General features: G+C 34.0%; 22 protein-coding genes, 1 tRNA gene and 1 pseudogene. 12 read left to right on the top strand and 12 right to left on the bottom strand.

Going from position 1 to position 23,842, the window contains the following annotated elements; all coding sequences use genetic code 11:
• Position 1: 1 nt before the first annotated feature.
• Together OZP06_RS12130 and OZP06_RS12125 are read left to right on the top strand one after the other, a co-directional pair.
• Positions 2-733 (top strand): head GIN domain-containing protein, encoded by a 732-nt coding sequence (locus tag OZP06_RS12130; protein WP_269222075.1) that lies wholly within the window; start codon positions 2-4, stop codon positions 731-733.
• Positions 734-818: 85 nt separating this feature from the next.
• Positions 819-1,652 carry a DUF2807 domain-containing protein gene (locus tag OZP06_RS12125; protein ID WP_269222074.1) on the top strand — a complete coding sequence of 278 codons (834 nt, stop codon included), beginning with the start codon at positions 819-821 and terminating at the stop codon, positions 1,650-1,652.
• Between the two features lie 80 nt (positions 1,653-1,732).
• Here the strand turns inward: OZP06_RS12125 and trxB are convergent, their stop codons facing one another.
• Positions 1,733-2,680 (bottom strand): thioredoxin-disulfide reductase, encoded by a 948-nt coding sequence (trxB, locus tag OZP06_RS12120; protein ID WP_269222073.1) that lies wholly within the window; start codon positions 2,678-2,680, stop codon positions 1,733-1,735.
• Between the two features lie 151 nt (positions 2,681-2,831).
• Here trxB and OZP06_RS12115 point away from each other — a divergent pair.
• The 5 genes from OZP06_RS12115 (at position 2,832) to scpA (ending at position 7,667) form a co-directional block, all read left to right on the top strand.
• Positions 2,832-2,906: transfer RNA gene (locus OZP06_RS12115), tRNA-Pro, on the top strand.
• 103 nt (positions 2,907-3,009) lie between these two features.
• Positions 3,010-3,618, top strand: coding sequence for a uridine kinase (udk, locus tag OZP06_RS12110; protein WP_269222072.1), 609 nt, complete (start codon positions 3,010-3,012; stop codon positions 3,616-3,618).
• Positions 3,619-3,732: 114 nt separating this feature from the next.
• Positions 3,733-4,056 carry a septum formation initiator family protein gene (locus OZP06_RS12105; RefSeq protein ID WP_269222071.1) on the top strand — a complete coding sequence of 108 codons (324 nt, stop codon included), beginning with the start codon at positions 3,733-3,735 and terminating at the stop codon, positions 4,054-4,056.
• Positions 4,057-4,090: 34 nt separating this feature from the next.
• Positions 4,091-5,455, top strand: coding sequence for a methylmalonyl-CoA mutase subunit beta (locus OZP06_RS12100; RefSeq protein ID WP_281323763.1), 1,365 nt, complete (start codon positions 4,091-4,093; stop codon positions 5,453-5,455).
• Between the two features lie 82 nt (positions 5,456-5,537).
• Positions 5,538-7,667 carry a methylmalonyl-CoA mutase gene (gene scpA, locus OZP06_RS12095; RefSeq protein WP_281237700.1) on the top strand — a complete coding sequence of 710 codons (2,130 nt, stop codon included), beginning with the start codon at positions 5,538-5,540 and terminating at the stop codon, positions 7,665-7,667.
• 71 nt (positions 7,668-7,738) lie between these two features.
• On the opposite strand, the gene OZP06_RS12090 is transcribed toward scpA, so the two are convergent.
• The 5 genes and pseudogenes from OZP06_RS12090 to dapF form a co-directional block, all read right to left on the bottom strand.
• A complete protein-coding gene (locus tag OZP06_RS12090) occupies positions 7,739-8,374 on the bottom strand; it encodes a peptidoglycan-binding protein LysM (RefSeq protein ID WP_269222070.1) in 636 nt (211 codons plus the stop codon).
• Positions 8,375-8,949: 575 nt separating this feature from the next.
• A complete protein-coding gene (mltG, locus tag OZP06_RS12085) occupies positions 8,950-9,990 on the bottom strand; it encodes an endolytic transglycosylase MltG (protein ID WP_281323762.1) in 1,041 nt (346 codons plus the stop codon).
• Positions 9,991-10,007: 17 nt separating this feature from the next.
• Entirely contained in the window at positions 10,008-10,562 is a 555-nt protein-coding gene (locus OZP06_RS12080; protein WP_269222069.1) for a GNAT family protein, read from the bottom strand.
• 21 nt (positions 10,563-10,583) lie between these two features.
• A pseudogene (locus OZP06_RS12075) lies at positions 10,584-10,937 on the bottom strand (four helix bundle protein).
• Between the two features lie 76 nt (positions 10,938-11,013).
• Positions 11,014-11,796, bottom strand: a complete 783-nt coding sequence (gene dapF, locus OZP06_RS12070) for a diaminopimelate epimerase (protein WP_281323761.1) — start codon at positions 11,794-11,796, stop codon at positions 11,014-11,016.
• 139 nt (positions 11,797-11,935) lie between these two features.
• Here dapF and OZP06_RS12065 point away from each other — a divergent pair, with 139 nt between their 5' ends.
• Together OZP06_RS12065 and OZP06_RS12060 are read left to right on the top strand one after the other, a co-directional pair.
• Positions 11,936-13,336 (top strand): trypsin-like peptidase domain-containing protein, encoded by a 1,401-nt coding sequence (locus OZP06_RS12065; RefSeq protein WP_269222068.1) that lies wholly within the window; start codon positions 11,936-11,938, stop codon positions 13,334-13,336.
• A 155-nt stretch (positions 13,337-13,491) separates the two neighbouring features.
• Positions 13,492-14,940 carry a glyceraldehyde-3-phosphate dehydrogenase gene (locus OZP06_RS12060; protein ID WP_269222067.1) on the top strand — a complete coding sequence of 483 codons (1,449 nt, stop codon included), beginning with the start codon at positions 13,492-13,494 and terminating at the stop codon, positions 14,938-14,940.
• 121 nt (positions 14,941-15,061) lie between these two features.
• Here OZP06_RS12060 and OZP06_RS12055 read toward each other — a convergent pair whose 3' ends face one another.
• Together OZP06_RS12055 and OZP06_RS12050 are read right to left on the bottom strand one after the other, a co-directional pair.
• A complete protein-coding gene (locus OZP06_RS12055; protein ID WP_269222066.1) occupies positions 15,062-15,208 on the bottom strand; it encodes a hypothetical protein in 147 nt (48 codons plus the stop codon).
• 92 nt (positions 15,209-15,300) lie between these two features.
• Entirely contained in the window at positions 15,301-15,759 is a 459-nt protein-coding gene (locus OZP06_RS12050) for an Lrp/AsnC family transcriptional regulator (RefSeq protein ID WP_269222065.1), read from the bottom strand.
• Between the two features lie 212 nt (positions 15,760-15,971).
• Here OZP06_RS12050 and ald point away from each other — a divergent pair, with 212 nt between their 5' ends.
• Positions 15,972-17,096 carry an alanine dehydrogenase gene (gene ald / locus OZP06_RS12045; protein ID WP_269222064.1) on the top strand — a complete coding sequence of 375 codons (1,125 nt, stop codon included), beginning with the start codon at positions 15,972-15,974 and terminating at the stop codon, positions 17,094-17,096.
• Between the two features lie 155 nt (positions 17,097-17,251).
• Here the strand turns inward: ald and OZP06_RS12040 are convergent, their stop codons facing one another.
• From OZP06_RS12040 to OZP06_RS12025, 4 genes are all read right to left on the bottom strand, one after another.
• A complete protein-coding gene (locus OZP06_RS12040; RefSeq protein WP_269222063.1) occupies positions 17,252-17,854 on the bottom strand; it encodes a Uma2 family endonuclease in 603 nt (200 codons plus the stop codon).
• Between the two features lie 158 nt (positions 17,855-18,012).
• Positions 18,013-19,425, bottom strand: coding sequence for an amino acid permease (locus OZP06_RS12035; RefSeq protein WP_269222062.1), 1,413 nt, complete (start codon positions 19,423-19,425; stop codon positions 18,013-18,015).
• A 178-nt stretch (positions 19,426-19,603) separates the two neighbouring features.
• Entirely contained in the window at positions 19,604-21,016 is a 1,413-nt protein-coding gene (locus OZP06_RS12030; protein WP_281323760.1) for a peptidoglycan endopeptidase, read from the bottom strand.
• Between the two features lie 221 nt (positions 21,017-21,237).
• Complete coding sequence (locus tag OZP06_RS12025) at positions 21,238-21,870, bottom strand: hemolysin III family protein (RefSeq protein ID WP_269222059.1); 633 nt, start codon at positions 21,868-21,870, stop codon at positions 21,238-21,240.
• 408 nt (positions 21,871-22,278) lie between these two features.
• Here OZP06_RS12025 and OZP06_RS12020 point away from each other — a divergent pair, with 408 nt between their 5' ends.
• Both OZP06_RS12020 and OZP06_RS12015 read left to right on the top strand, forming a co-directional pair.
• The gene (locus OZP06_RS12020; protein WP_269222058.1) at positions 22,279-22,776 is read left to right on the top strand and encodes a hypothetical protein; all 498 of its coding nucleotides are present in this window, start codon (positions 22,279-22,281) and stop codon (positions 22,774-22,776) included.
• 342 nt (positions 22,777-23,118) lie between these two features.
• Positions 23,119-23,481, top strand: a complete 363-nt coding sequence (locus tag OZP06_RS12015; RefSeq protein WP_269222057.1) for a hypothetical protein — start codon at positions 23,119-23,121, stop codon at positions 23,479-23,481.
• Positions 23,482-23,842 lie beyond the last annotated feature (361 nt).

Raw genomic sequence — 23,842 nt, 5'->3', positions numbered from 1 at the left:
CATGATAAAAGTCATCACATTAATCACTCAGTTTCTAATTGTAACGTTAGTGGCTTTATTTTTCGGATCTTGTACTAATTTGAATTCTATTACAGGAAGTGGAAACATAACCAAGGAAAAAAGAACTGTTGAAGGTAATTTTAAAAGCGTTGAAGTAAACAATGCTATAGATCTTGTTATTGAACAATCGGACAAAACAGAGATAATTGTTGAAGCAGATGATAATTTACATAACGAAATTATCACAAAAGTAGAGAATGGTGTTTTGATCATTACGTGTAAATACAGTAACTTTATTAATATTAAATCAAAAAAAGTAATTGTAAAAATGCCCGTAATAGAAGGCCTAGAAGCCACATCTGCAGCGACAATAAACAGCAATAACACTTTGAAAGGTGACAATTTAAGCATTTCTTCTTCAAGCGCTTCCTCTATTAATGTAAGTGCCGAATATGAAGCGATTCAAATTGAAGCTAGTAGTGGAAGTTCTCAAACTATCAATGGAAAAGCAATCCGTTTAGAAAGTCATGCATCAAGTGGAGGGACTATAGATGCCAGTAAACTACTTGCTAATGAAGTGGTAGCTGACGTATCGAGTGGTGGTTCAATTCAAACGCACCCAATAATCAGTTTGAAAGCAGAGGCTTCTAGTGGAGGAAGCATTAACTATGAAGGTACTCCAAAATCGATTCAAAAAGAAGAACATTCTGGAGGAAGTATTCATCAAGATTAAACCATTTAAATACTAAATATTTCAAAAATCATCCATCAAAAGTGGGTGATTTTTTTATATTTGCATCCAACCCAAATTTAACATAATGAAATTTCAACACTTACTTGTATTTTTACTACTGGCAACAAATATTACTTTTGGTCAAAACAAGGAACGCATAAAAGGCTCTAAAATAGTTGTCGAAAAACCGAAAGAAATTGGTGAATTTACAGCACTTGAAATTGAAGATAACTTGACTGTATTCTTGGAAAAAGGTTCTAAAAATGAAATAAAAATAGAAGCTGACGATAATTTGCATGAAAATATTTCTTTTGATTTAAAAGAAAAAACACTTCGAATTTATACTCCTAAAGAATCCAGTAGTTTCAAAAAATTGATAGTACGCATAAAATATACAAATGATTTAAAGTCTGTTGTTGCCAAAAACATTGCTATTGTAAATGCTATTGAAGCCATACAACTGGAAAACATTACCTTTACTTCATTGGATTTTGCCAAACTGTATTTGAATGTGAATTCAAAAAATTTCGGATTAATTGCAGATGACAAATCAAAAATTGAATTGAATTTAAAATCTGAAAAAGCAAAAGTGCAACTAAGCAAAAACGCTCAAATAAAAGCATTAATTTCTACTGTAGATTTAGCGTTTGATATGTATCAAAAAGCAACTTCAATTATAGAAGGAGATGCAGTAAATACCATTATAAGACTAGACAACAACAGCATATTCAATGGTTTTAATTTTACTATAAAAAATGCAGATACCACTACCGAAAGCAATTCCATTTGCAACATTATGACAGACACTACATTAGTTGTAGATGCAAATGATAATTCTAAAATTAACTTATTGGGAACTCCAAAAATCGAAATACGTAAATTTCTAGGTGAAGCGCAATTAACTAAAAAATTAAAATAAAATCATATCTGTTATTTTTTTCCAACAAAAAAAGTCCCAAATTAAAAATTGGGACTTTTTTTATATATAAAATACAGAATTTATTCTTTAGAAGCCAAATATCTTTCGGCATCGAGTGCTGCCATACAGCCTGTACCCGCAGCTGTAATCGCCTGACGATAAACATGATCTGCAGCGTCGCCCGCAACAAATACTCCACCTACAGTTGTTTTGGAAGTTCCTGGAGTATTCACAATATAGCCCGTTTCGTCTAACGTTATAAATTCTTTGAAAATTTCAGTATTGGGTTGATGACCAATTGCTACAAAGAATCCAGTTGCTGGAATATCAAAGACTTCACCTGTAGTTTTGTTTTTGGCTTTTACACCTGTTACCACTTGCTCATCACCTAAAACATCAACGGTATCATGATTCATTAAAATGGTAATGTTTTCGGTTTTACGAACACGTTCTTCCATAATTTTAGAAGCTCTAAATTTTTCGCTTCTTACCAACATGGTAACTTTTTTGCAGAGTTTAGACAAATAATGTGCTTCTTCGCAAGCAGAGTCTCCTGCTCCAACTATAACTACTTCTTGATTTCTATAAAAGAATCCGTCACAAACTGCACAAGCTGAAACACCACCACCCATTTTTAAATAATGTTGTTCCGATGGAATATTTAAATATTTTGCTGAAGCTCCTGTAGAAATAATAACTGTTTCACAATGCAATTCAATTTTATCATTGATCCAAACTTTGTGAATATCTCCTGAGAAATCAACCTTTGTAGCCCAACCATCACGGATGTCTGCACCAAAACGTTGGGCTTGACTTTGTAACTGAATCATCATTTCTGGGCCAGTAACTCCATCAACATAACCTGGGAAATTTTCGACTTCATTTGTAGTTGTCAACTGACCACCTGGTTGCATTCCTTGATATAAAACTGGATTCATATTGGCTCTCGCTGCATATATAGCCGCAGTATAACCAGCTGGGCCAGAACCTATAATAAGACATTTTATTTTTTCAATTGTATCTGACATGATATTTTATTTTTTGTTGTACAAATGTACTCTTTATTATAAAAATTTCACACTCTAATAAATCCTAAAAAGTGATATCGAAATAAATTTTATTTATTTTACAAAATCGCTTTGAAAAGCAGAAATAAACACTATATTTGCACTCGAATTACGGGGTGTAGCGTAGCTCGGTTATCGCGCCTGCTTTGGGAGCAGGAGGCCGCAGGTTCGAATCCTGCCACCCCGACAAAAAGCCGAACAGCAATGTTCGGCTTTTTTTGTGGAATAAACCGTTTAATACCATCATAAAAAAAACTATTTTTACAACTTCAACAAAACACTTATATTTTATGCTTATCATAGGAATTGCAGGAGGAACAGGATGCGGAAAAACAACCGTGGTACATCAAATCATGAACGAATTACCCGAAGCAGAAGTTGGTATTATTGCTCAAGACTCCTATTATAAAGAAACTCACGATCTGAGTTACGAAGATCGTTCCAACATCAATTTTGACCATCCAAGAGCCATTGATTTTGAATTATTAGTAGAACATCTTAAAGAATTAAAGGCAGGCAATACTGTAAATCAACCCGTCTATTCTTTTGTACAACACAACAGAACCGATGATGTTGTCATCACGCATCCCAGAAAAGTAATGATTGTAGAAGGCATCTTAATCCTAACAAATCCAGAATTAAGAAAACTTTTCGACATCAAAATATACGTTCATGCCGATTCAGATGAACGTTTAATTCGCCGTTTAAAAAGAGACATTGCTGAACGTGGCAGAGATATGAATGAAGTTTTAAACCGTTATCAACATACGTTGAAACCAATGCATGAACAATTCATAGAACCCACTAAAGCTTTTGCAGATATTATAATCCCAAACGACAAATTCAATACAGTTGCTATAGATGTAGTTCGTGCCGTAATTAACCAACGTATTTTATAATTTTGTTGTAATTTTATATCCTGTTAACAAGCGCTTTTTTTTCAATAACATAGAATAGAAGAGATGCTCCATAAATTGACTTCTCCCATTTAATTGGATTAAAAAATATTCCCAATGAAGAACCCATTCAAAGACAAAACATGGTTTAAATTTTTAAGTAACAAATACGTATGGGTTTCTTTGTCGTTTTTTACATGGATGGTATTTTTAGATAATTATTCTTATTTTGAACATCGTTTTTTAAACAAACAGATAGATGAACTAGAGGATAATGCTACCTATTACCAAGGTGAAATAAAAAAAGACGAAGAACACATCAAACAACTTAAAAATCCCATGCAAGTTGAAAAATATGCCCGTGAAAAATACTATATGAAAAAAGATAGTGAAGATATTTATATCGTTGAATTTAACAGTGATTCTCTTAAAAAGAAATAATACAACCACATTTTAAATTTAATTAAAAATAAAGATGGCCAAGAATTTATTCGATGATTTCAGCCCTGTTTCAGCCAAACTCTGGAAGCAAAAAATTCAATTTGAACTCAAAGGAGCCGATTATAATGAAACCCTAATTTGGAATTCACCAGAAGATATCAAAGTAAAACCTTTTTATGATAAAGAAGATTTTACTAAAAAAAATAACGTTTCAACAAAAGCGAGTCAATTCAAAATTTGTCAAAATATTTTTGTTTATGATTTGGAGAAATCTATCGAAAAAGGGTTAGATTCAATCCATCGTGGTGCCGAAAGTTTACGTTTTACTATTCCAGAAGAAAATGTGAACATTACAAAACTATTGGACAAACTTCCTTTAGAAAATATTTCAATATACTTTCATTTTACTTTTATCTCAATCGATTTCGTAAAAAAGATAGACGCTATTGCTAAAGAAAAAAAAGCAACCATATATTGCCTTTTAGACCCAATAGGACAATTGGCCAAAGATGGAAATTGGTATAAAACCCAAGAAAAAAACAATTTCGAGACAATTGAAAAACTTTTAATAGAAACCAATTCACTTTCTATAATCAGCATAAATAGCAGTTTGTATCAAAATGCAGGCGCTAATATGGTACAACAAATTGCCTATAGTATGGCGCATGCCAATGAATATTTCAACAGAGTTTCTACTATAAATCACCCAATTGTTTTCCAAATTTCCGTAGGCGGGAATTACTTTTTTGAAATTGCAAAATTAAGAGCTTTCCGAATCCTTTTCACCCATATAGCTAAAGAATACAATCATAATTTTGATTGTCATCTATTAGTGACTCCAACAAAACGCAACAAAACTATTTACGATTATAATGTAAATATGTTGCGTACCACAACCGAATGTATGAGTGCCATCCTTGGCGGAGCTGATGCAATTGCCAATTTACCTTATGATGCGTTGTATCATAAAGACAATGAATTTGGAGATCGAATAGCTCGAAATCAATTACTGATTCTAAAAGAAGAAAGTTATTTTGACAAAGTTGACAATCCTGCTGATGGCAGTTATTACATTGAAAACCTTACCAATCAATTAGCCGAAAAAGCATTATTATTATTCAAAGACATAGAGGCTAATGGTGGTTTTTTAAATCAATTGAACGATGGTTTAATTAAGAGAAAAATCCAAGAAAGTGCTGATTCCGAACAGGCATTATTTGATTCTGGAAAAGAAACATTGTTGGGAACCAATAAATACCCCAACAAGAATGACAAAATGAAGGATGAATTAGAATTATTCCCTTTTGTAAAAATAAAACCCCGAAAAACATTGATTACTCCAATAATCGAAAAGCGATTGGCAGAAAAACTAGAAAAAGAACGACTTTTGGAAGAGTAATCAGATTGTAGAATTCAGTCTTCACTAAACAATAAAAATCAATTTGGTAATAAGACAACGAAATTGATTAAAGGCTAAAAAAATGAAAAGAAAAGATTTACAACATATAAAGCTTAAAGTAGATTTACAGTCTGCAGACTACAGTTTGCAAACTAAGAACTTCCTAACTGCTGAGGGAATTGAATTACACCAAAACTACACTGAGAAAGATATTGAAGCGATCGAGCATCTTGAATTTGGAGCGGGTTTTGCGCCTAATTTACGTGGTCCATATGCCACTATGTATGTGCGCAGGCCCTGGACAATTCGACAGTATGCCGGTTTCTCTACTGCCGAAGAAAGCAATGCTTTTTACAGACGAAACCTTGCTGCAGGCCAAAAAGGACTTTCCATCGCTTTTGATTTACCCACGCACAGAGGCTACGATTCTGATCATGAACGTGTAGTTGGCGATGTTGGAAAAGCGGGAGTAGCAATCGATTCTGTTGAAGATATGAAAGTCTTATTTGATCAAATTCCGCTTGACGAAATGTCGGTTTCAATGACCATGAACGGCGCTGTTTTACCGATTATGGCTTTTTATATAGTGGCTGCCGAAGAACAAGGTGTAAAACCAGAACAACTTTCGGGAACGATACAAAATGACATCTTGAAAGAGTTTATGGTGCGTAATACCTATATATACCCTCCAACGCCGTCGATGAAAATAATCGCCGATATATTTGAATTTACCAGCAATAAAATGCCGAAATTCAACTCCATATCTATCTCAGGCTACCACATGCAAGAAGCAGGTGCAACCGCCGATATCGAATTGGCTTACACACTGGCCGATGGACTAGAATACATTCGAACAGGACTGGCAACCGGTATGAAAATAGATGATTTTGCTCCTCGCCTATCTTTTTTCTGGGCTATCGGAATGAATCATTTTATGGAAATTGCCAAAATGAGGGCCGCAAGAATGATTTGGGCAAAATTGGTAAAACAATTTGATCCAAAAGACGATAAATCATTGGCCCTGAGAACGCATTGCCAAACTTCGGGTTGGAGCTTAACAGAACAAGATCCTTTCAACAATGTGGCGCGCACTTGTATCGAAGCAACTGCCGCCGCCTTTGGAGGAACACAATCCTTACATACTAATGCTCTTGACGAAGCAATTGCTTTACCTACCGATTTTTCTGCCCGAATTGCACGAAATACCCAAATCTATTTACAAGAAGAGACCAAAATCACCAAAACAGTAGACCCTTGGGCTGGTAGTTATTATGTAGAATCTTTAACCAAAGAAATTGCCGAAAAAGCATGGAAACTCATTGAAGAAGTAGAAGAATTAGGTGGAATGACAAAAGCCATTGAAACCGGAATTCCAAAAATTAGGATTGAGGAAGCAGCTGCCCGCAAACAAGCCCGAATTGATAGTAGCCAAGATATAATTGTTGGAGTCAACAAATACCGTCTTGAAAAAGAAGACCCACTGCAAATTCTAGATGTAGACAACCAAATGGTTCGCCAACAACAACTCGAACAACTTGAACGTATTAAAGCAACTAGAAATACAGACAAAGTAAAAGAATCACTTCAAAAATTAACACTTTGTGCTCAAACAGGCGAAGGAAATTTACTGGAATTTGCCGTTGAAGCTGCAAGAAATCGCTGTACGTTGGGTGAAATTAGTGATGCTTTGGAAACAGTTTTTGGTAGGTATAAAGCACAAATTAAATCTTTTAGCGGCGTGTACAGTAAAGAAATAAAAGACGACAAGAGTTTTGAAAAAGCAAAACAACTGGCTGACACCTTTGCCAAACAAGAAGGTCGTCGTCCAAGAATCATGATTGCCAAGATGGGACAAGATGGTCACGATCGCGGAGCCAAAGTGGTAGCAACAGGATATGCAGATGTAGGTTTTGATGTGGATATTGGCCCACTTTTTCAAACACCTGCGGAAGCTGCCAAACAAGCAGTAGAAAATGATGTCCACATACTTGGTGTTTCTTCTCTCGCTGCAGGCCATAAAACATTGGTTCCACAAGTAATTGAAGAACTAAAAAAATACGGAAGAGAAGATATTATGGTTATCGTAGGTGGTGTTATTCCTACGCAGGACTACCAGTTTTTATTTGACGCTGGAGCGGTAGCCGTTTTTGGTCCCGGAACCAAAATAAGCGAAGCTGCCATAAAAATACTGGAAATTTTAATAGAAGACTAAACAAACAAAAGCGTCCAATTGAAGGAATCAAATGGACGCTTTTTCATTTACCTTTTTAGAATATACAAAGACTATAATACTCTAGCACTACTATCAGGAACGATAAAAGAAGTATCATAACCTCCAAAACGTTTCAAATAACTCCTCAAAGAAGTACCATAAGCATCTTTAAAATAACGCTTGCCTTCATAGCGGAAGTACTTTTTAACAGATCCAACACCAGCAAGGTGTGCAGCTGCCAAAATACCTGATTCAGTAATATGAGTACCGTTTAACACAGTCCCTTCATACTTCTCAATTACTTTTCTCAATTCCCATTTGTTTTTGGATAAAAGAGCAATAAAAGCTTTTTCTTGCATTTTTGGACTATTTAGGAAAGCATTACTATTGTGAACACCAATAGATTTTAAAGTTTCAATACCAAATTGGTATTTTCCTAAATAACCAAGAGAATTAATTTTTTTGTATTTTCCTTGTGACTCTTTGAAGCCGATTGCTTCTTTATAACCAATAAAAAAGTTTCCAGTATAGGGAATCTCAGAATTGGTATAATCGTTCACATTTAATGATGGTAGTAAGTAGGATGTATCATCTGTTTCATCTATTAAAAACCATGGGGTAGTTTCTAATTTGGAGGGTTTAAAACCAGAGCTTAAAAAAGCTACTACAACAATCAAACTTGTGTAAAAATACCATTTTTTTATCATAATTTAGTTTTCTTCAAAACGCTGTCCCGTTAAGAAATTTCTATGCGCAAAGATACGACTTAAAAAATAAAGCTGAAAATCAAGACTTTAAACTTATCAACTTTTCAAAATTAACATTCGTAAGTAACTAGTATTACGGGGTTTCTAGTTTTTTAAAAAAATACCAGAAAATAAAAAAACGACAAAAATCAGTCCATATTTCATAATCTTTATCTTACTTAAAAAATGCAAAAACGTCTTGAAAAAGCAAAATAACACTGCAATGATTACAAAATCTCTGAAAATACGATATCGTTTGATATAAAATTCAATGAATAAATAAGTGAGTAGTTTTTTTAGAGAGCATATCCCTTAGTCCCGATAGCTATCGGGAGGGCTGTCCATTATATTCCCGATTAACAAAAACTACGGCAAAAAATCCTTGTTTTTCTAAATCGGTAGATGCCATTTCCATCCCTTATGCAAACACATTTTCAGAACAATCTTTTTGTATAAATTCAATAAAAAAAGGCTTCAAAATTGTCCTTAAAACAATTTCGAAGCCTTTTTTAAATACTTTTTATGGCTATAAAAACCTAACGTTGTACCCCTTGACTATTAATCCAATCGGAATATTTTTTGGCATTTACATTATGTTCTGGCAAAGTAGCAGCAAATTCATGGTATCCAAAACGATCAACACTAGCGCAAAAATAAATGTAATTGTTTTTTTCTGGATTTAAAACTGCTTCTAGGGCCGTGATATCAGGCATTGCTATTGGCCCTGGCGGTAAACCAATATTCACATAGGTATTATAAGGATGCTTCATAATTAAATCATTATAAAAAACCCTCTTAATCACTTGATTAAAATCATTCGATTTCTTTTTCATCGCAAAAATAACGGTTGGATCAGCTTGCAAAGGCATTTCAAGTCTCATTCGATTCAGATAAACTCCTGCAATTCTAGGCCTTTCATCTTTTTTTACGGATTCTTTATGCACTATAGAAGCCAAAATTGTTGCTTGTATTGGCGTTAGACCTTGTGCAGCAGCTTTAGCCGTTCTTTCTTTATTCCAAAACTTATGATATTCTTTAATCATTTTATCTCTAAACTTCTCTGCCGAAGTATTCCAATAAATATCATAGGTATTTGGGATAAACATTACCAGAACATTCTCTTCGGTAAATCCATTTTCTTTCAAAAAGACAGTATCCTTAAACGTATTCAATAACGCTAAACTATCAGGCTCAATTTGAGAACCCACACGACCAGCAAAATTTTCTAAACGCTCTTGATTGTTAAAAGCCAAACTTACTGCATCATTAATCCGCATCGTTTTAACCAAATCATAGCTATTCATTCCTTTTTTGAACAAAAAACGTCCTGGTTTTACGTTTTCTGGATAACTTGTTTTTCCGGCTACCATTTCAAAACGTCCCATATCTTCAACATAAGGAGCAATTATTTTTTTTACATCCTCATAATTGGATCCTGTTGGTACATAAACGTACAACTCTTTCTCTGCAAATTTTGTGTTACCACTAAAAATTTGATACATCAAAACAAATCCGTAAATAATTAATACTGAAATTAATGCTACAGATACTAATGATACTATTTTTTTTAGATTCAAAATATAAAAATTTAAAATTACTGCGCCAGTTCGCTGTCGCTCGCATGATTATTAATTAATTGAAAAATAGCTTCGTCTTTGTAAACTCCATTGACAAAAGTCCAATCTTTTTTTACACCTATTTTTTGGAAACCAAATTTAGTAAAAAGAGCGATACTAGCGGTGTTTTCGGTTCCGATATTTGCATATAATTGATGTAAATTAAGATTGTAAAAAGCATACTGAATCAATAAGTCCAATGCTTCGGATCCAATGTTCTTATTTCTGTTCTCTTTTCCTTGAATTACAATCCCCACACCAGCTCTATTGTTCTTTGGATCAAAATCAAATAAATCAATTAATCCTATAGCTGGAAAATCTTCATCTTGACAAATAGCCAATCGCAATTGCTTGGCTTCATAAATATCCTGATGGGCATTTTCTAAATATTGCTTCACCAAAAAACGACTGTAGGGTGTATGCGTATTACTCACTTCCCAAATACTTTGGTCATTTTCGATGGCATAAATAAACTCCAAATCATTGGGTTCAAGTGCTCTTATGTATATGTTATCACCTTTTAATGTCCTCATATTAGAATTACGAATTTGAAATTATGAATTACGAATTGATTTTTGAATAGAACCTATTATTTTTAAAATCTCTTCTACATCCTTTAATAAATCATCTGACTGTTCTATTGTTAAATAATCCGAATCTCTCAAAAGTCTTATCCAATATTTTGACTCTCTAGCCTCTTTATAAGCAATTGTTAATTTCGCAAAAAAATCAGCTTTTGATTGACCTCCTATTGCTTCTTCAATATTAGCTCCAACAGAAGTTCCACTTCTTAACAACTGTTTCGACTAAACAAATTCTTTTTTCTCTTGACTTAAGTATCTATAAACTTTAACAATCCTCAAAGCGAAATCATAACTTTTATTTTGAACTACATTGTCTGACTTCATTAATATAAATAATTTTGGATTTGAAATGACAAATTATGAATTACAAATTTCGTAATTCATAATTGATAATTCGTAATTAGATCTCTATAGTTCCTTTAAACACAAATTCAGCAGGACCTTTCAAGAAAACATTTGCAAAACCATTTGGAGTTTTATCAAAAGAAACAACCAATTTTCCGCCTTCAACATTTACATTAATAGCTGTAGCGTTGGTTTGTCCAGTTGCATTCATTGCGATAGCGACTGCTGTAGCTCCTGTTCCGCAAGCCAAAGTTTCGTCCTCCACTCCTCTTTCATAGGTCCGAAGTCTAAAAGTGGTATTGTCTATTTTTTTTACAAAATTGATATTACTTCCCGCTGTTCCATACAATTCACCATAGCGGATAGCCGAACCATTTTCTTTTACATTGTAGTGTTCCAAATCTTCCACCATTTGCACATGATGTGGAGAACCCGTATTCAAAAAAGAATAATCCTTCTTAATATCGATTTCCGGAACATCAATCATTTGCAAAGAAACCAATCCATTTTCTTCAAAAGATGCGTGATGCAAACCATCCGTTGCAATGAAAGTAGTCTCATTTTCAATCACATTCAAGTCTTTAGCAAAAGCTACCAAACAACGACCTCCATTACCACACATTGAACTTTGATTCCCATCAGAGTTATAATACACCATTTTAAAATCAGTATTTGTATCATTTTCTAGTAAAATAAGTCCGTCTCCACCAATACCGAAACGTCTGTCACAAAGATGTTCAATCAATTGTGTATTTTCTTTAGGAAAAAAACCAGAACGATTGTCAACCATAACAAAATCATTTCCAGCCCCTTGATATTTATAAAATTCTAATTGCATTTTTATTTTCATTTTAGTGATACAAAAATACAAACTATTAATGAATTGTTAATCATTGTTAAAGAGCGTTAAAGCATATTGCGCGAAAAAAAAAATCCTCTAAATTCGTAATCAAATAACTAATAAAAACTTTATTGCTATGAAACAAATTTCAAATTTATTCTTGGTTTCCTTGTTGAGTGGCGCAACTACACTTGGTGCCTACAAATTATTATTTGACAACAATGGCTATTTTTCGTCCAACAAAAACGGAATTACAACACTTGCCCCTGAATCTTATGCAAGACAAACTAGTTTGGGTGCAGAAAATATCGATTTTACGGTTGCAGCAGACAAAACCATTCATACTGTAGTACACGTAAAAAACGTATCGGTACGAACCATTTCCAATCCTATAATGGAATATTTTTATGGATACGGAGGACAGCAACAACAAGAACAAGTAGGAACTGGATCTGGTGTTATAATATCAGAAGATGGTTATATTGTTACCAATAATCATGTCGTAAAAGACGCTACTGATATCGAAATAACATTAAACAACAAAAAATCATATAAAGCAAAACTCATAGGAACCGATTCTAAAATGGATATTGCTTTGTTAAAAATCGATGCCGATGAAAAATTACCGTATTCCACATTTGCTAATTCCGATTCGGTTAAAGTAGGCGAATGGGTACTCGCTGTAGGGAATCCATACAACTTGACATCGACTGTTACAGCTGGAATTGTGTCGGCCAAAGCTAGAAATCTGGATACTAAAGGAATTCAATCCTTTATACAAACTGACGCTGCCGTAAACCCTGGAAACAGTGGAGGAGCTCTTGTAAATATTCGAGGCGAATTAATTGGAATCAATACGATGATTTCGTCAATGACAGGTTCTTATGTTGGATATTCTTTTGCTGTTCCTTCTAATAATGCCCGCAAAATAATTGAAGACATTATGGAGTTTGGAAATGTACAAAGGGGTATTCTAGGTGTTGAAGGAGGTGAATTAAATGGTACTGCATCCAAAGAATTGGGTGTTTCTCAAACACAAGGCTTTTACATTAATAAAGTAAGTAAAAACTCTGGGGCTGAGAAAGCCAAATTACAAAAAGGAGATATTATCATCAAATTAGACAATCAAGATATTGCCACATTTGCGGACCTTTCGGGTTATGTAAATACCAAAAGACCAAACGATAAAGTTCAAGTAACTATAATTCGAGACGGAAAAAATTTAGTTGTTCCAGTCGTTTTAAGCAAAACTGAAAATTTCAATAGTGAATTCAAAGGAATCGAAATAGAAAACATTGATGTTGCGGACAAAAAGAAATTCAAAATAGATTATGGTGTAAAAATCAAATCAATAAACAATGAAAATTTGGCACAATACAGCGATGAATTAACTGGAAATATCATCTTAAGCATTGATAACGTCAAAGCAACAAACGTGGAAGCAGTTTCTAAACTTTTGAATAATAAAGACGAAAAACAAAGTACCCGTATCGAAATGATAAACAAAAATGGTGAAGTCATTCGAATCATTATCTAAAATGTTAAATCTATAAATCCAAAGTCGGCTTGCAATTGTGAGCCGACTTTTTTTATTCTAAAAAAAACGTAAAAAAAGTTACGAAATCGATTGAAATAAGTACTTTTGCACCAAATTTAAAAAAATTGCACTAATTCACATTTCAAATTTTCAAGATGAATAACATGGATTTATACGAAAAAGAGGTTTCGTTTCAAGCCGAAAGAAGACGTTCAGGAGTAGAGTTAATCAAAACAATTAGTGATTTATGGTATGATAAATCAATCGAATTGGTTTTGTTTCGCAACCAATTAATTGATCGAAACGTAAGCGAAATCATCAACTTGCATGAATATGCAGGTAAATTTGTAGGCAAACCCATTTCAGTTTCAGACTCAGTCGAAATTGCCAATGTTATTCTTTCATTAGACTTACCTCCTTCAAAATTAGACATCGGTAAACTTACCTATGAATACCGTTTAGAAGACGAAAAATATCCAGATGCCAGACATTTTGTCTTAGACAAATTGAAAGAAGCTAAATTTTCAGAAGAAATACAACCCAAAGATGTAGTATTATATGGCTTTGGTCGTATCGGACGTTTATTAGCTAGAGAATTAATGTCAAAAATGGGCAAAGGGGAACAAATGCGTTTAAGAGCCATAGTTACCAGAGACAAGAATGACGCTACTAGTTTAGAGAAAAGAGCTTCTTTGTTACGATACGATTCCATTCACGGCGACTTTCAAGGATCTGTTATTGCAGATGCAAAAAACAATGCTCTAATTATAAATGGAACAACCGTTCATATCATTACAGCCAACACTCCCGAAGAAATTGACTATACCAAATACGGAATTGACAATGCACTAGTGATCGACAACACAGGCGCTTTCACTACCAAAGAAGCTTTGAGTCGCCATTTAATCTCAAAAGGTGTAGACAAAGTTTTGCTAACCGCACCTGGTAAAGGTGTACCAAATATTGTTCATGGTGTCAATCAGAATGACTATAATCCAGACGAAATCGACATTTTCTCCGCCGCTTCTTGCACAACCAACGCGATTACTCCAATCCTAAAAGCGATTGAAGATACTTTGGGAGTAGTAAAAGGTCACTTAGAAACGATTCATGCCTACACAAACGATCAAAATTTGGTCGATAACATGCACAATAAATACCGCCGTGGCAGAGCGGCAGCTCTCAATATGGTTATTACAGAGACTGGTGCGGGTACTGCAGTTGCCAAAGCATTACCATCATTAGAAGGAAAATTAACTTCAAATGCCATCCGTGTTCCAGTACCAAATGGTTCTTTGGTGGTATTAAATCTTGAAGTTAAAAAAGAAACATCAGTAGAAGCCATCAATAGCATTATGAAAAAATATGCCCTTGAAGGTGAACTGGTAGAACAAATCAAATATTCTTTGAATAACGAATTGGTTTCCTCTGACATCGTAGGAACTTCGGCACCATCGATTTATGACAGCAATGCCACCATCGTTTCCAAAGACGGCAAAAACATAGTCCTTTATATATGGTATGATAACGAATACGGCTACAGTCATCAAGTTATTCGCTTAGCCAAATACATTGCCAAAGTAAGACGCTTTACGTATTACTAGCCAATAATTTACAGGTTGGAATAACTTTTTAAGTTTACTATTAGTTTTTCAGATGACGAATTCATCCAACCTGAATTGAATAAAAATCCGCCAAGTTCTAAAACAAGGCGGATTTTTTATTTTAAATAATCTGAACATGATTACTATTATCTGGAGCAGACACATTAGGCATATTAGGTAATATCGTCCCGCTATCCGTTACAATCTTTGTGTGCTGAACCCCAGCCCACAAAGGATTTTCACTTCTATCGGGGCTAAAAGAAACCATTTTATTTTTTTGTCAACATTCAAAAAAAAAAAATCATTCTAAAGTTCAAATACAGCCAATGGTTTCAACTTAATTAAAAAATAAAAATTGTTTTAAATTGGCAAAACCGTCGTACTCTTTACTTCAGAGATAATAAAAAAACTGTTTATCAAAGACACTTCAGGCAAAATAGACAATTTCATTTGATGAAAATGATGATAACTTTCCATATCCGGTAATACAATTTTTAGCATATAATCAAAACTTCCCGATACAAAATTACATTCCACCACTTCCGGCAAATTCAATATCGCCTGATTGAAACTATCCGAAATATCAAAAGTTTGTTTCACCAAGGTCACTTGACAATAAACCGTCAAATTTTTTCCGAGTTTTTTCTTATTCAAAATAGAAACATATCTTTCGATAATCCCCTCTTTTTCAAGACGTTTTACACGATCATGAACAGGAGTTAACGACAGATTAATTCGATTCGAAATATCTTTTAATGTCAAGTGAGCATCCTCCTGCAGGAGACGCAATATTTTTCTGTCGGTTTCGTCTAAAATCATAACAAAAAGAGTGATATGGAAATTAATTTATAACAAAACAATCCGATAAATTTTCTTTTTACAATTAATAAAAGGAAGAAAAAAAGAATTATTTCATGCAAAATTACTAAATAAAAATAATATTTTCTTATTTTAAATTACAATGAATAAAATTTTTCTTTATCCACTAAATTTGTATTTCAATTTTGAATCAACCACTTAATACAACTGTTATGATAATCGGTGTACCAAAAGAAATTAAGAATAACGAAAATCGTGTTGCTCTAACTCCAGCAGGTGTTGCTGAGATGAAAAATAACGGCCATAGTGTTTATGTTCAAGCAACTGCAGGTGAAGGAAGCGGTTTTGCTGATGAAGAATATGCTGCAGCTGGTGCTGTAATCTTACCAACTATTGAAGAGGTATACAGCATTGCAGAAATGATCATTAAAGTAAAAGAGCCAATCGCTTCAGAATATCCTCTTATCAAAAAAGATCAATTACTTTTCACCTACTTTCACTTTGCCTCATCAGAGCCTTTAACACATGCTATGATTGAGCGTCAAGCAATTTGTTTGGCATATGAAACTGTTGAAAAAACAGACCGTAGCTTACCATTATTAGTTCCAATGTCTGAGGTAGCAGGTCGTATGTCTATTCAAGAAGGTGCAAAATACTTAGAAAAACCATTAAAAGGAAGAGGAATTCTTCTAGGTGGTGTTCCAGGTGTTCCTCCTGCCAAAGTATTAGTACTTGGTGGTGGAATCGTAGGAACTCAGGCAGCAAAAATGGCTGCTGGTTTAGGTGCTCAAGTTACTATCATGGATGTAAGTTTGCCACGTTTACGTCAGTTAGATGATATTATGCCTGCCAATGTTATGACTCAAATGTCTAACAACTACAACATTAGAAAAGCAATTTTAGATACTGATTTAATTATTGGTGCTGTATTAATCCCAGGAGCAAAAGCACCTCACTTGATTACTCGTGATATGCTAAAATTAATGCGTCCAGGAACTGTCCTTGTTGACGTTGCAGTAGACCAAGGAGGTTGTATCGAAACTTGTACGCCTACAACTCACGAAGACCCAACTTTTATCATTGATGATATAGTGCATTATTGCGTGGCTAACATGCCAGGTGCAGTTCCATATACTTCTACATTGGCACTTACAAACGCTACCCTACCTTATGCTGTGCAATTGGCAAACAAAGGATGGCAAAAAGCGTGTGCTGAAAACGAAGAATTAAAAAAAGGTTTAAACATAGCCAACGGAAAAATCCTTTACAAAGGAGTTGCCGATGCTTGGAACCTTCCTTTAAATGAAGAGTTAGTATTAGAAAACACCGTTTGCTAATATTAAATAAGTGCTTACTACACTAGAAAAACCCGACTTGTTTTTACTTGTCGGGTTTTCTGTTTTTATAAAAAAAAGAAAACCGTCTCGATTCATGAGACGGTTTTCTTTGTTAAACCTTAAAAAACTAAAACTAGTTATTCATTAAAAAAAAATTATAAAACTTCAAACACTTTTTTTACTGGAAATTTCAAATTAGGAAAAGTAGGGCTTTCTAATTTACTTCCCTCAATAAGTGGTTTTAAACCAATGTATTTATCACCTTGCAAGACATAAATAGCTACGCTTTTAGAAACTGGATTTACAATCCAATATTCCTTAACTCCATTTTCTTCATACAAGTCAAATTTTATATCTATTTCCTTTTTAGAATTCCCAGGAGACAAAACCTCAATCATTAAATCCGGAGAGCCTAAACATCCCTTTTCATCTACTTTTGATTTGTCGCAAATAACACATAAATCCGGTTGAACTACAGTAATTACTTGATTATCGTCAGTACTCTTTTTAAAATCCACAAGACGAACATCAAAAGGCGCAAAAAACATTTTACAATCAGTTTTGTAGAAAACTTTATCTAAGGCTCTAGTCAAATTCATCAAAATATTTTGATGCGAAGTACTTGGAGCTGGGCTCATTTTGAAAACTTTTCCTTTTATAAGCTCAACTCTTTCTTTAAATTCCCAAAGTAAATAATCGGCATAAGTGTACCTCCTTTTTAAATCAAGACTTCCGATATTAGTAATAACAGTTCCCATTGGTATTATTTTATAAACTATTACAAATTTACATTTAATTCTCAAATAATCAATAATGGAAAACTTCGTTACATCCTCAAGAAAACGTATATTATTTATAAAAGCAACACCATTCTATTCAGAAATCTAAACAAAATCAGATAACCAATAACCGACAATTACTCTTCCTTAGGTTTTGATAAATAATAAACAGGAATACCCGTTAACATAATCAATACACCCCAACCGCAAGTAGAGAACTTAGTTAGCAATAATCCAACACAAATGGCAATGGCTACAATAATATAAACAAGAGGTAAAAAGGGATAACCAAAAGCTTTATAAGGTCTTTCTACATCCGGCATTTTCTTTCTAAGAATAAAAATTCCATAAATAGTAAGGATGTAAAAAATTAAAACGATGATGATCACAAAATCTAACAAATCACCGTACTTTCCTGTCAAACACAAAGCCGAAGCCCAAACACATTGAACCCACAAAGCCCAAGCTGGCACACCTGCCTTATTAATATTGGCTGCTTTTTTCAAAAACAATCCGTCTTTTGCCATCGTATAATATACCCTTGCCCCTGCCATAATTAAACCATTATTACAGGCAAAAGTCGAAATCATGATCATCAATGCAATGATAATCGTCCCCATATCTCCAAAAGTATATTGCGAAGCCACTACCGCAACACGATCTGATTTTGCGGTTGCAATTTCTTGAAAAGGAATCACTGCCAAATACATCAGATTGGTCAGTAAATAAATAATTGTTACAATCAAGGTTCCTAAAAACAAACTCAACCCAACATTACGTTTTGGATTTTTAATTTCTCCAGCTATAAAAGTTACTCCAACCCAAGCATCGCTTGAAAATAAAGAACCCACCATTGCTGCAGAAATCCCTGTTAATAAAGCAGTTCCGCCTATTGGCATCCAAGAACCACTTTCAGTATCAAAAGCTCTTGAACTCCAGGCATTAGACCAGTTAGCATTCCAAATATCAGCTTTCGCTGCCAAAACAAACCCAAAAACGATCAATCCAAAAAGTGATAAAATTTTAATTATTGTCAAAACTGTTTGCATAATTTTACTATTCTTCACCCCGCGACTATTGATGTAGGTCAACAACACTATTGTTATTATAGAAACAATTTGGGCGGCATTCAATTTAAACGAACCCAATTCATATAATATATTTTCATCACTCAAAGGGGAATACAAATAGGCGGCAAACTTAGAAAATCCAACACCAACAGCTGCAATTGTCCCAGTTTGAATTACGGCAAAGAAACTCCAACCGTATAAAAAGGCAATTAGTTTATTATAGGCTTCTTTTAAATAAACATATTGTCCACCTGCATTTGGAAACATAGCACTCAATTCCCCATAACTTACTGCGGCAATCATAGTTATCAATCCTGAAATCAACCATATTAAAATAAGCCAACCTGCTGACCCAACCTGTCGAGCAATATCAGCACTTACAATAAATATTCCTGAACCAATCATTGATCCTACAACAAGCATAGTACCGTCTAGTAATCCGAGTTCTCTTTTAAATTCTCCTGGTTTGTTTTCTTCCATTTTTATAGGTTTATTTTTTTGGTTGGCTAAAGATATACTTTTTTTTGAAAATGACTAATCACAAACATTTTTTAAGAAACTAAACAAAATGTCATTTAAAAAATAGATTCCGAATAGCACATAAAAAAAACCCTTAAGGATTCTTAAGAGTTCTTTTATAATTATTTTTATAGGTTTTTTACTTTAAAACCCGATTCACCTGCGCAAAATTTCGGTGGTAATAAGGTTCTTTTGTTGATGAAATGATCACTCCAGCATGTGTAGAAGAGTGAATGAATTTTATTTCATCATCAGCAACTTCTATTACCATTCCTACATGGTTAATATGTCTTCTTCCATTGGTTTTAAAGAAAATCAAATCTCCTTTTTGAACCTTCTCCGTTTCTATTTTTTCACCAAAACTCGATTGCTCAATAGACGATCTGGGTAATTTAATATCAAAACCTCCAAATGTAGAACACATAAATCCTGAACAATCGAAACCGGCAGTTGTGGTACCTCCACTTCTATATCTTGTTCCTATTTTACCTGATGCGGATTCTATCAATTGATTAATCAAATCTTCATTGGCTATATTAATTGTTGAAGCAACAGTGGAAGAAGTTGTATCATTTTTTATTGTTATTTCTTCTTTACTTGGTGCAAGTAAAGTATCATTTGGAACTTGAATACTCAACTTTGATCCAACCAATAATTTTGATTTTATATCGGGATTTTGATTTTCCAATACAGCTACTGAGATACCGTATTTCTTAGCAATTCCGTATTTGGTTTCTTTAGGTAAAACCTCATGAACTATTTCAGAAGTCTGAATTGCAGAATCTATATTAATTTCTTTTCCTTTATTCGCGCTTTCAGCAATGGCAGGAACAATTTCTTTGTTTTCAATACTAGTTGCTTCTTTTGTTTCCAGATTATTTTCATTAGTAACAACCTCATTTTCTATAACTTTCCCATTACTTGGAATCATTATTTCTTGTCCAATACTTATGCCTTTCTTTCCAATTTTAGGATTGGCCTTTTGCAATTCTTTTAATGAAACGCCGTATGCTCTTGCAATTACATACAAAGATTCTTTTGGTTTGACCTGATGCACTAAAGGTACATTAACATCAATGGAACTTTGCGTGGCGCTTTCAGACTTTATATTAGACAAACTTTCTATTTCTTTTTTGGACAAAGTTGACGGAATAACAATCGTCTGACCAATTTTCAAGCCTTCCGCCTCCAACTTTGGATTGGCTTTGTAAAGCAATTCTGGAGTTGTTTTGAATTGTTTTGTAATTCCGTACAATGTTTCTTTTGGCAAAACTTCGTGATTAATTTCAGTAGATTTATCTGAAACAGTACTCACAAGTTCATTGTTTTTTGAAGATTCAGTATTTGGAATCAATAAAACATGATTGAGATGTAAGGTTTTTTTAGCTTTAGGATTTAATTTGTAAATAGCAGCAATTGAAACATTGTATTTCTTTGCAATACTCGAAATGGTTTCTCCTTTTATTATGGTGTGTTTTAAACTATTATCTTGAGAAAAAACACTAATACTGGTTAAAAAAAATGTTAAAACAATTACTCTAAAATACTTCATGCTTGGTTGATTTCCACCCCATTTTTAAGAATACATGCAATTTTAAGACAGGGGATTATTAATTTTGCTGTACTTTTCTTCTCAAAATTTATTATTTTTTCGAGATTTACAAATATAAGTTTTTAAGTAGATTGGGAAGTTAAATGATTGCTAAAATTTTAAAAAATGTTATAATTATTTTCATTTCAAGCATAAATGTTATTTTACAAAATCAGCAACTCTCATAAGCTTTCAAGAATAGCCACATAATGAAATACTGTACCTAAAAGCACGAATAAATGCCAAATGACGTGAAAATAATTTTTATGCCCTTTTACGTAAAAATAAACACCAAGGGTATAACTTAGACCACCAGCGAGAATCCATAAAAACACAGACATAGGAATCACTCCCCACAATGGTTTTATGACAAAAACAATCATCCAACCCATCAACAAATACAATAAAACAGAAACAAACTTAAATCGGTCAACATAAAAAACCTTAAAAAAAGTCCCCAACAATACAATAGACCACATTATTCCTAAAAAAAGCAGAGCATTTTCTCTATTCAAATAAATAACCATCAAAGGCGAATAAGTTCCAGCAATTAGATAGTAAATACTGATGTGATCTGCAATTTTAAGCAACTGTTTCGTTTTCTCTTTTTGTGTCAAGTGATACAAAGACGAAAAGGAATACACCAATAACATTCCTATTCCAAAAGCAAAAACAGATAAAACAGTAACCAGATTATGTTCCTTGAATGCTATTACAATTAAAAATGGCATAGCAAATAAACAAAAAAACACGCCTAGAATATGCGAGATTCCATTGGCTAGTTCTTCGTTGCGGGTTTGTATTCTTACTTCCATTACAGTCTGATTTAATAGTTTTTATTTCATTAAAGATACGATTTCATCATTTAATTTCAACCATTCCGAGGCATAAGCTTTTAAAATTCTGTTCCGTTTACCCCATACCTTTTTTTGATCGTAAAATGCATTGTCGCGATACTTGCGAAAATGGCTTTGCCAATCTACTTCCATAATCTTGTCGTTCCAACAGTCAAGCAATCTTTGAAAACCCAATTAAGCCTAAGTTGACCATTTACACTTATTACAGTGATAAAAAACCCACAACTTAAAATAAACACAATAGCACTTTACCTATATATTTAACAAAATACATAAATAATGAAAGAAAAACACTATTCGAAAAAGTAAGAATAGTTTAGTTTTGATTTTGTAATCTATTATTACAATAACCAATAAAAACTATTTATGTCAAATTTGCTTAACAATCGCGTAAACGCTACTGCTACGGCAGCACAGGTAACGGCAGTCAAAGCCGCTTTCCAAACTATTCTAACCAATCTTCCTTTTTTGGTGGGTTTAACTGCCGATGAGAGAAAATCATTAATCACTGTTGATGTCAGCAACAAGGCATTTACCGAAGATGCCATTAATGCAGCGGTAAACAATCCAACGCTTGTTCCTTCCTATCTTTCGGTGGCGAATATGCAAAGTGATTTAACACTTTTTACGCAACTGGATGAAATCTCGGGATTGGCCAACCAGCTTTGTGAGCGCATTGAAGACACCAAAATGCTCACAGGAAGCGAGGCCTACAGTGTGGCGCTGGCGCTGTACAAATCCTTTGGGTCGGCAGCCGATGCCGGAGTTCAGGGTGCCGACAGCATAGTCGAGCAACTCAAAAAACGTTTCCCAAGCAATAGCGGTTCAGGAACTAATACAGCACCTCCTGTACCCGTGCAATAACAACCGTTGCGATACTAAACTGGCCCCATTATGCTATGGGGCTTTTTTCACCGAAATAGTGAATCAAAAAACGACCTATGGGGATTGTTTTATAGTATTAATAGGGGTGCAATTGGTTACTAATACACCCACAAAAATACCCTTTGCCCTCTACAAATAAGAGCTAAACCTCCCTTCTTTAGGGAGTATAGCCCCTCTTTTAAGGGAGCAACACCCCATCTTTATAATACCCCTACTCCCTATAAATGGCAGTATAGGTACTAATTTTAGGTAGTATAGGGGTGCATAATGGGGTGGTTTGATCTCTATTATCGGGTATAAACTATTTAAAAAAAGACTATTATGACAGACAACAATAAAAAACACAGCCTCGACAGGGGCGATCAGTACCCGCTAGTGGGGAATTTTATCAATTACCATATTTCGCAGCAGCTTGTAACCAAAGCAGATGTAGCCAGAGCACTGAACATACGCCCCAAAGGACTGACAGCCTATTGCAAAAGAGATACGCTGCAGTTTGCCGTTTTATGGAAACTAAGCTTGGCATTGAAACACAATTTTATCGCTCAATTGGGCGAATACCTGCCGTATCGTTTTGAAACCATTCGCGAAAAAGCCCTAAAAGAAGAACTTGCCCAGAAAGAGGCGATCATACAAAAATTGGAAATCCAGATGGAGACGATGCGGGAAATGATTAAAAAATAAAACGAATTGGAATTGTGAGGAAATCAACTATATTTGGGAGAATAAAAAGTGTGTATTATATCACATTTATACACCCGTTTTTGGGTGGATATGTGTGATTGAGTTACACATATATACTAGTTAGCAGTCATAGCTCCTTGGAATCTAGAAATTTACGTTATAAAAAACAATGAAACAGAAACTAATCTTGCGTTTAAACTGCTGACAAACTAAACGCAATTGAAACGGATTTTTGAAGTCGAGTTTCTGAATGGATTTTGAAAATCGAGTTTCTTGTGGCTTAACTTTGAAGATTTTTTTCGTCGATTTTATTTCGTATTTCAACAACTTATGCTGTAGCCGAAGATTTAGCCCTTTTCTT

Source organism: Flavobacterium sp. IMCC34518 (assembly GCF_027111095.2).
In the GTDB taxonomy this organism is placed as follows: Bacteria; Bacteroidota; Bacteroidia; order Flavobacteriales; family Flavobacteriaceae; genus Flavobacterium; species Flavobacterium praedii.
This window is presented reverse-complemented; position numbering and strand designations above follow the sequence as displayed.

Bases quoted from the DNA above. Each gene is read 5' to 3' on its own strand.
- OZP06_RS12130 (WP_269222075.1), top strand. From the start codon at position 2: ATGATAAAAGTCATCACATTAATCACTCAGTTTCTAATTGTAACGTTA.
- OZP06_RS12125 (WP_269222074.1), top strand. From the start codon at position 819: ATGAAATTTCAACACTTACTTGTATTTTTACTACTGGCAACAAATATT.
- trxB (WP_269222073.1), bottom strand. From the start codon at position 2,680: ATGTCAGATACAATTGAAAAAATAAAATGTCTTATTATAGGTTCTGGC.
- udk (WP_269222072.1), top strand. From the start codon at position 3,010: ATGCTTATCATAGGAATTGCAGGAGGAACAGGATGCGGAAAAACAACC.
- OZP06_RS12105 (WP_269222071.1), top strand. From the start codon at position 3,733: ATGAAGAACCCATTCAAAGACAAAACATGGTTTAAATTTTTAAGTAAC.
- OZP06_RS12100 (WP_281323763.1), top strand. From the start codon at position 4,091: ATGGCCAAGAATTTATTCGATGATTTCAGCCCTGTTTCAGCCAAACTC.
- scpA (WP_281237700.1), top strand. From the start codon at position 5,538: ATGAAAAGAAAAGATTTACAACATATAAAGCTTAAAGTAGATTTACAG.
- OZP06_RS12090 (WP_269222070.1), bottom strand. From the start codon at position 8,374: ATGATAAAAAAATGGTATTTTTACACAAGTTTGATTGTTGTAGTAGCT.
- OZP06_RS12080 (WP_269222069.1), bottom strand. From the start codon at position 10,562: ATGAGGACATTAAAAGGTGATAACATATACATAAGAGCACTTGAACCC.
- dapF (WP_281323761.1), bottom strand. From the start codon at position 11,796: ATGCAATTAGAATTTTATAAATATCAAGGGGCTGGAAATGATTTTGTT.
- OZP06_RS12065 (WP_269222068.1), top strand. From the start codon at position 11,936: ATGAAACAAATTTCAAATTTATTCTTGGTTTCCTTGTTGAGTGGCGCA.
- OZP06_RS12060 (WP_269222067.1), top strand. From the start codon at position 13,492: ATGAATAACATGGATTTATACGAAAAAGAGGTTTCGTTTCAAGCCGAA.
- OZP06_RS12055 (WP_269222066.1), bottom strand. From the start codon at position 15,208: ATGGTTTCTTTTAGCCCCGATAGAAGTGAAAATCCTTTGTGGGCTGGG.
- OZP06_RS12050 (WP_269222065.1), bottom strand. From the start codon at position 15,759: ATGATTTTAGACGAAACCGACAGAAAAATATTGCGTCTCCTGCAGGAG.
- ald (WP_269222064.1), top strand. From the start codon at position 15,972: ATGATAATCGGTGTACCAAAAGAAATTAAGAATAACGAAAATCGTGTT.
- OZP06_RS12040 (WP_269222063.1), bottom strand. From the start codon at position 17,854: ATGGGAACTGTTATTACTAATATCGGAAGTCTTGATTTAAAAAGGAGG.
- OZP06_RS12035 (WP_269222062.1), bottom strand. From the start codon at position 19,425: ATGGAAGAAAACAAACCAGGAGAATTTAAAAGAGAACTCGGATTACTA.
- OZP06_RS12030 (WP_281323760.1), bottom strand. From the start codon at position 21,016: ATGAAGTATTTTAGAGTAATTGTTTTAACATTTTTTTTAACCAGTATT.
- OZP06_RS12025 (WP_269222059.1), bottom strand. From the start codon at position 21,870: ATGGAAGTAAGAATACAAACCCGCAACGAAGAACTAGCCAATGGAATC.
- OZP06_RS12020 (WP_269222058.1), top strand. From the start codon at position 22,279: ATGTCAAATTTGCTTAACAATCGCGTAAACGCTACTGCTACGGCAGCA.
- OZP06_RS12015 (WP_269222057.1), top strand. From the start codon at position 23,119: ATGACAGACAACAATAAAAAACACAGCCTCGACAGGGGCGATCAGTAC.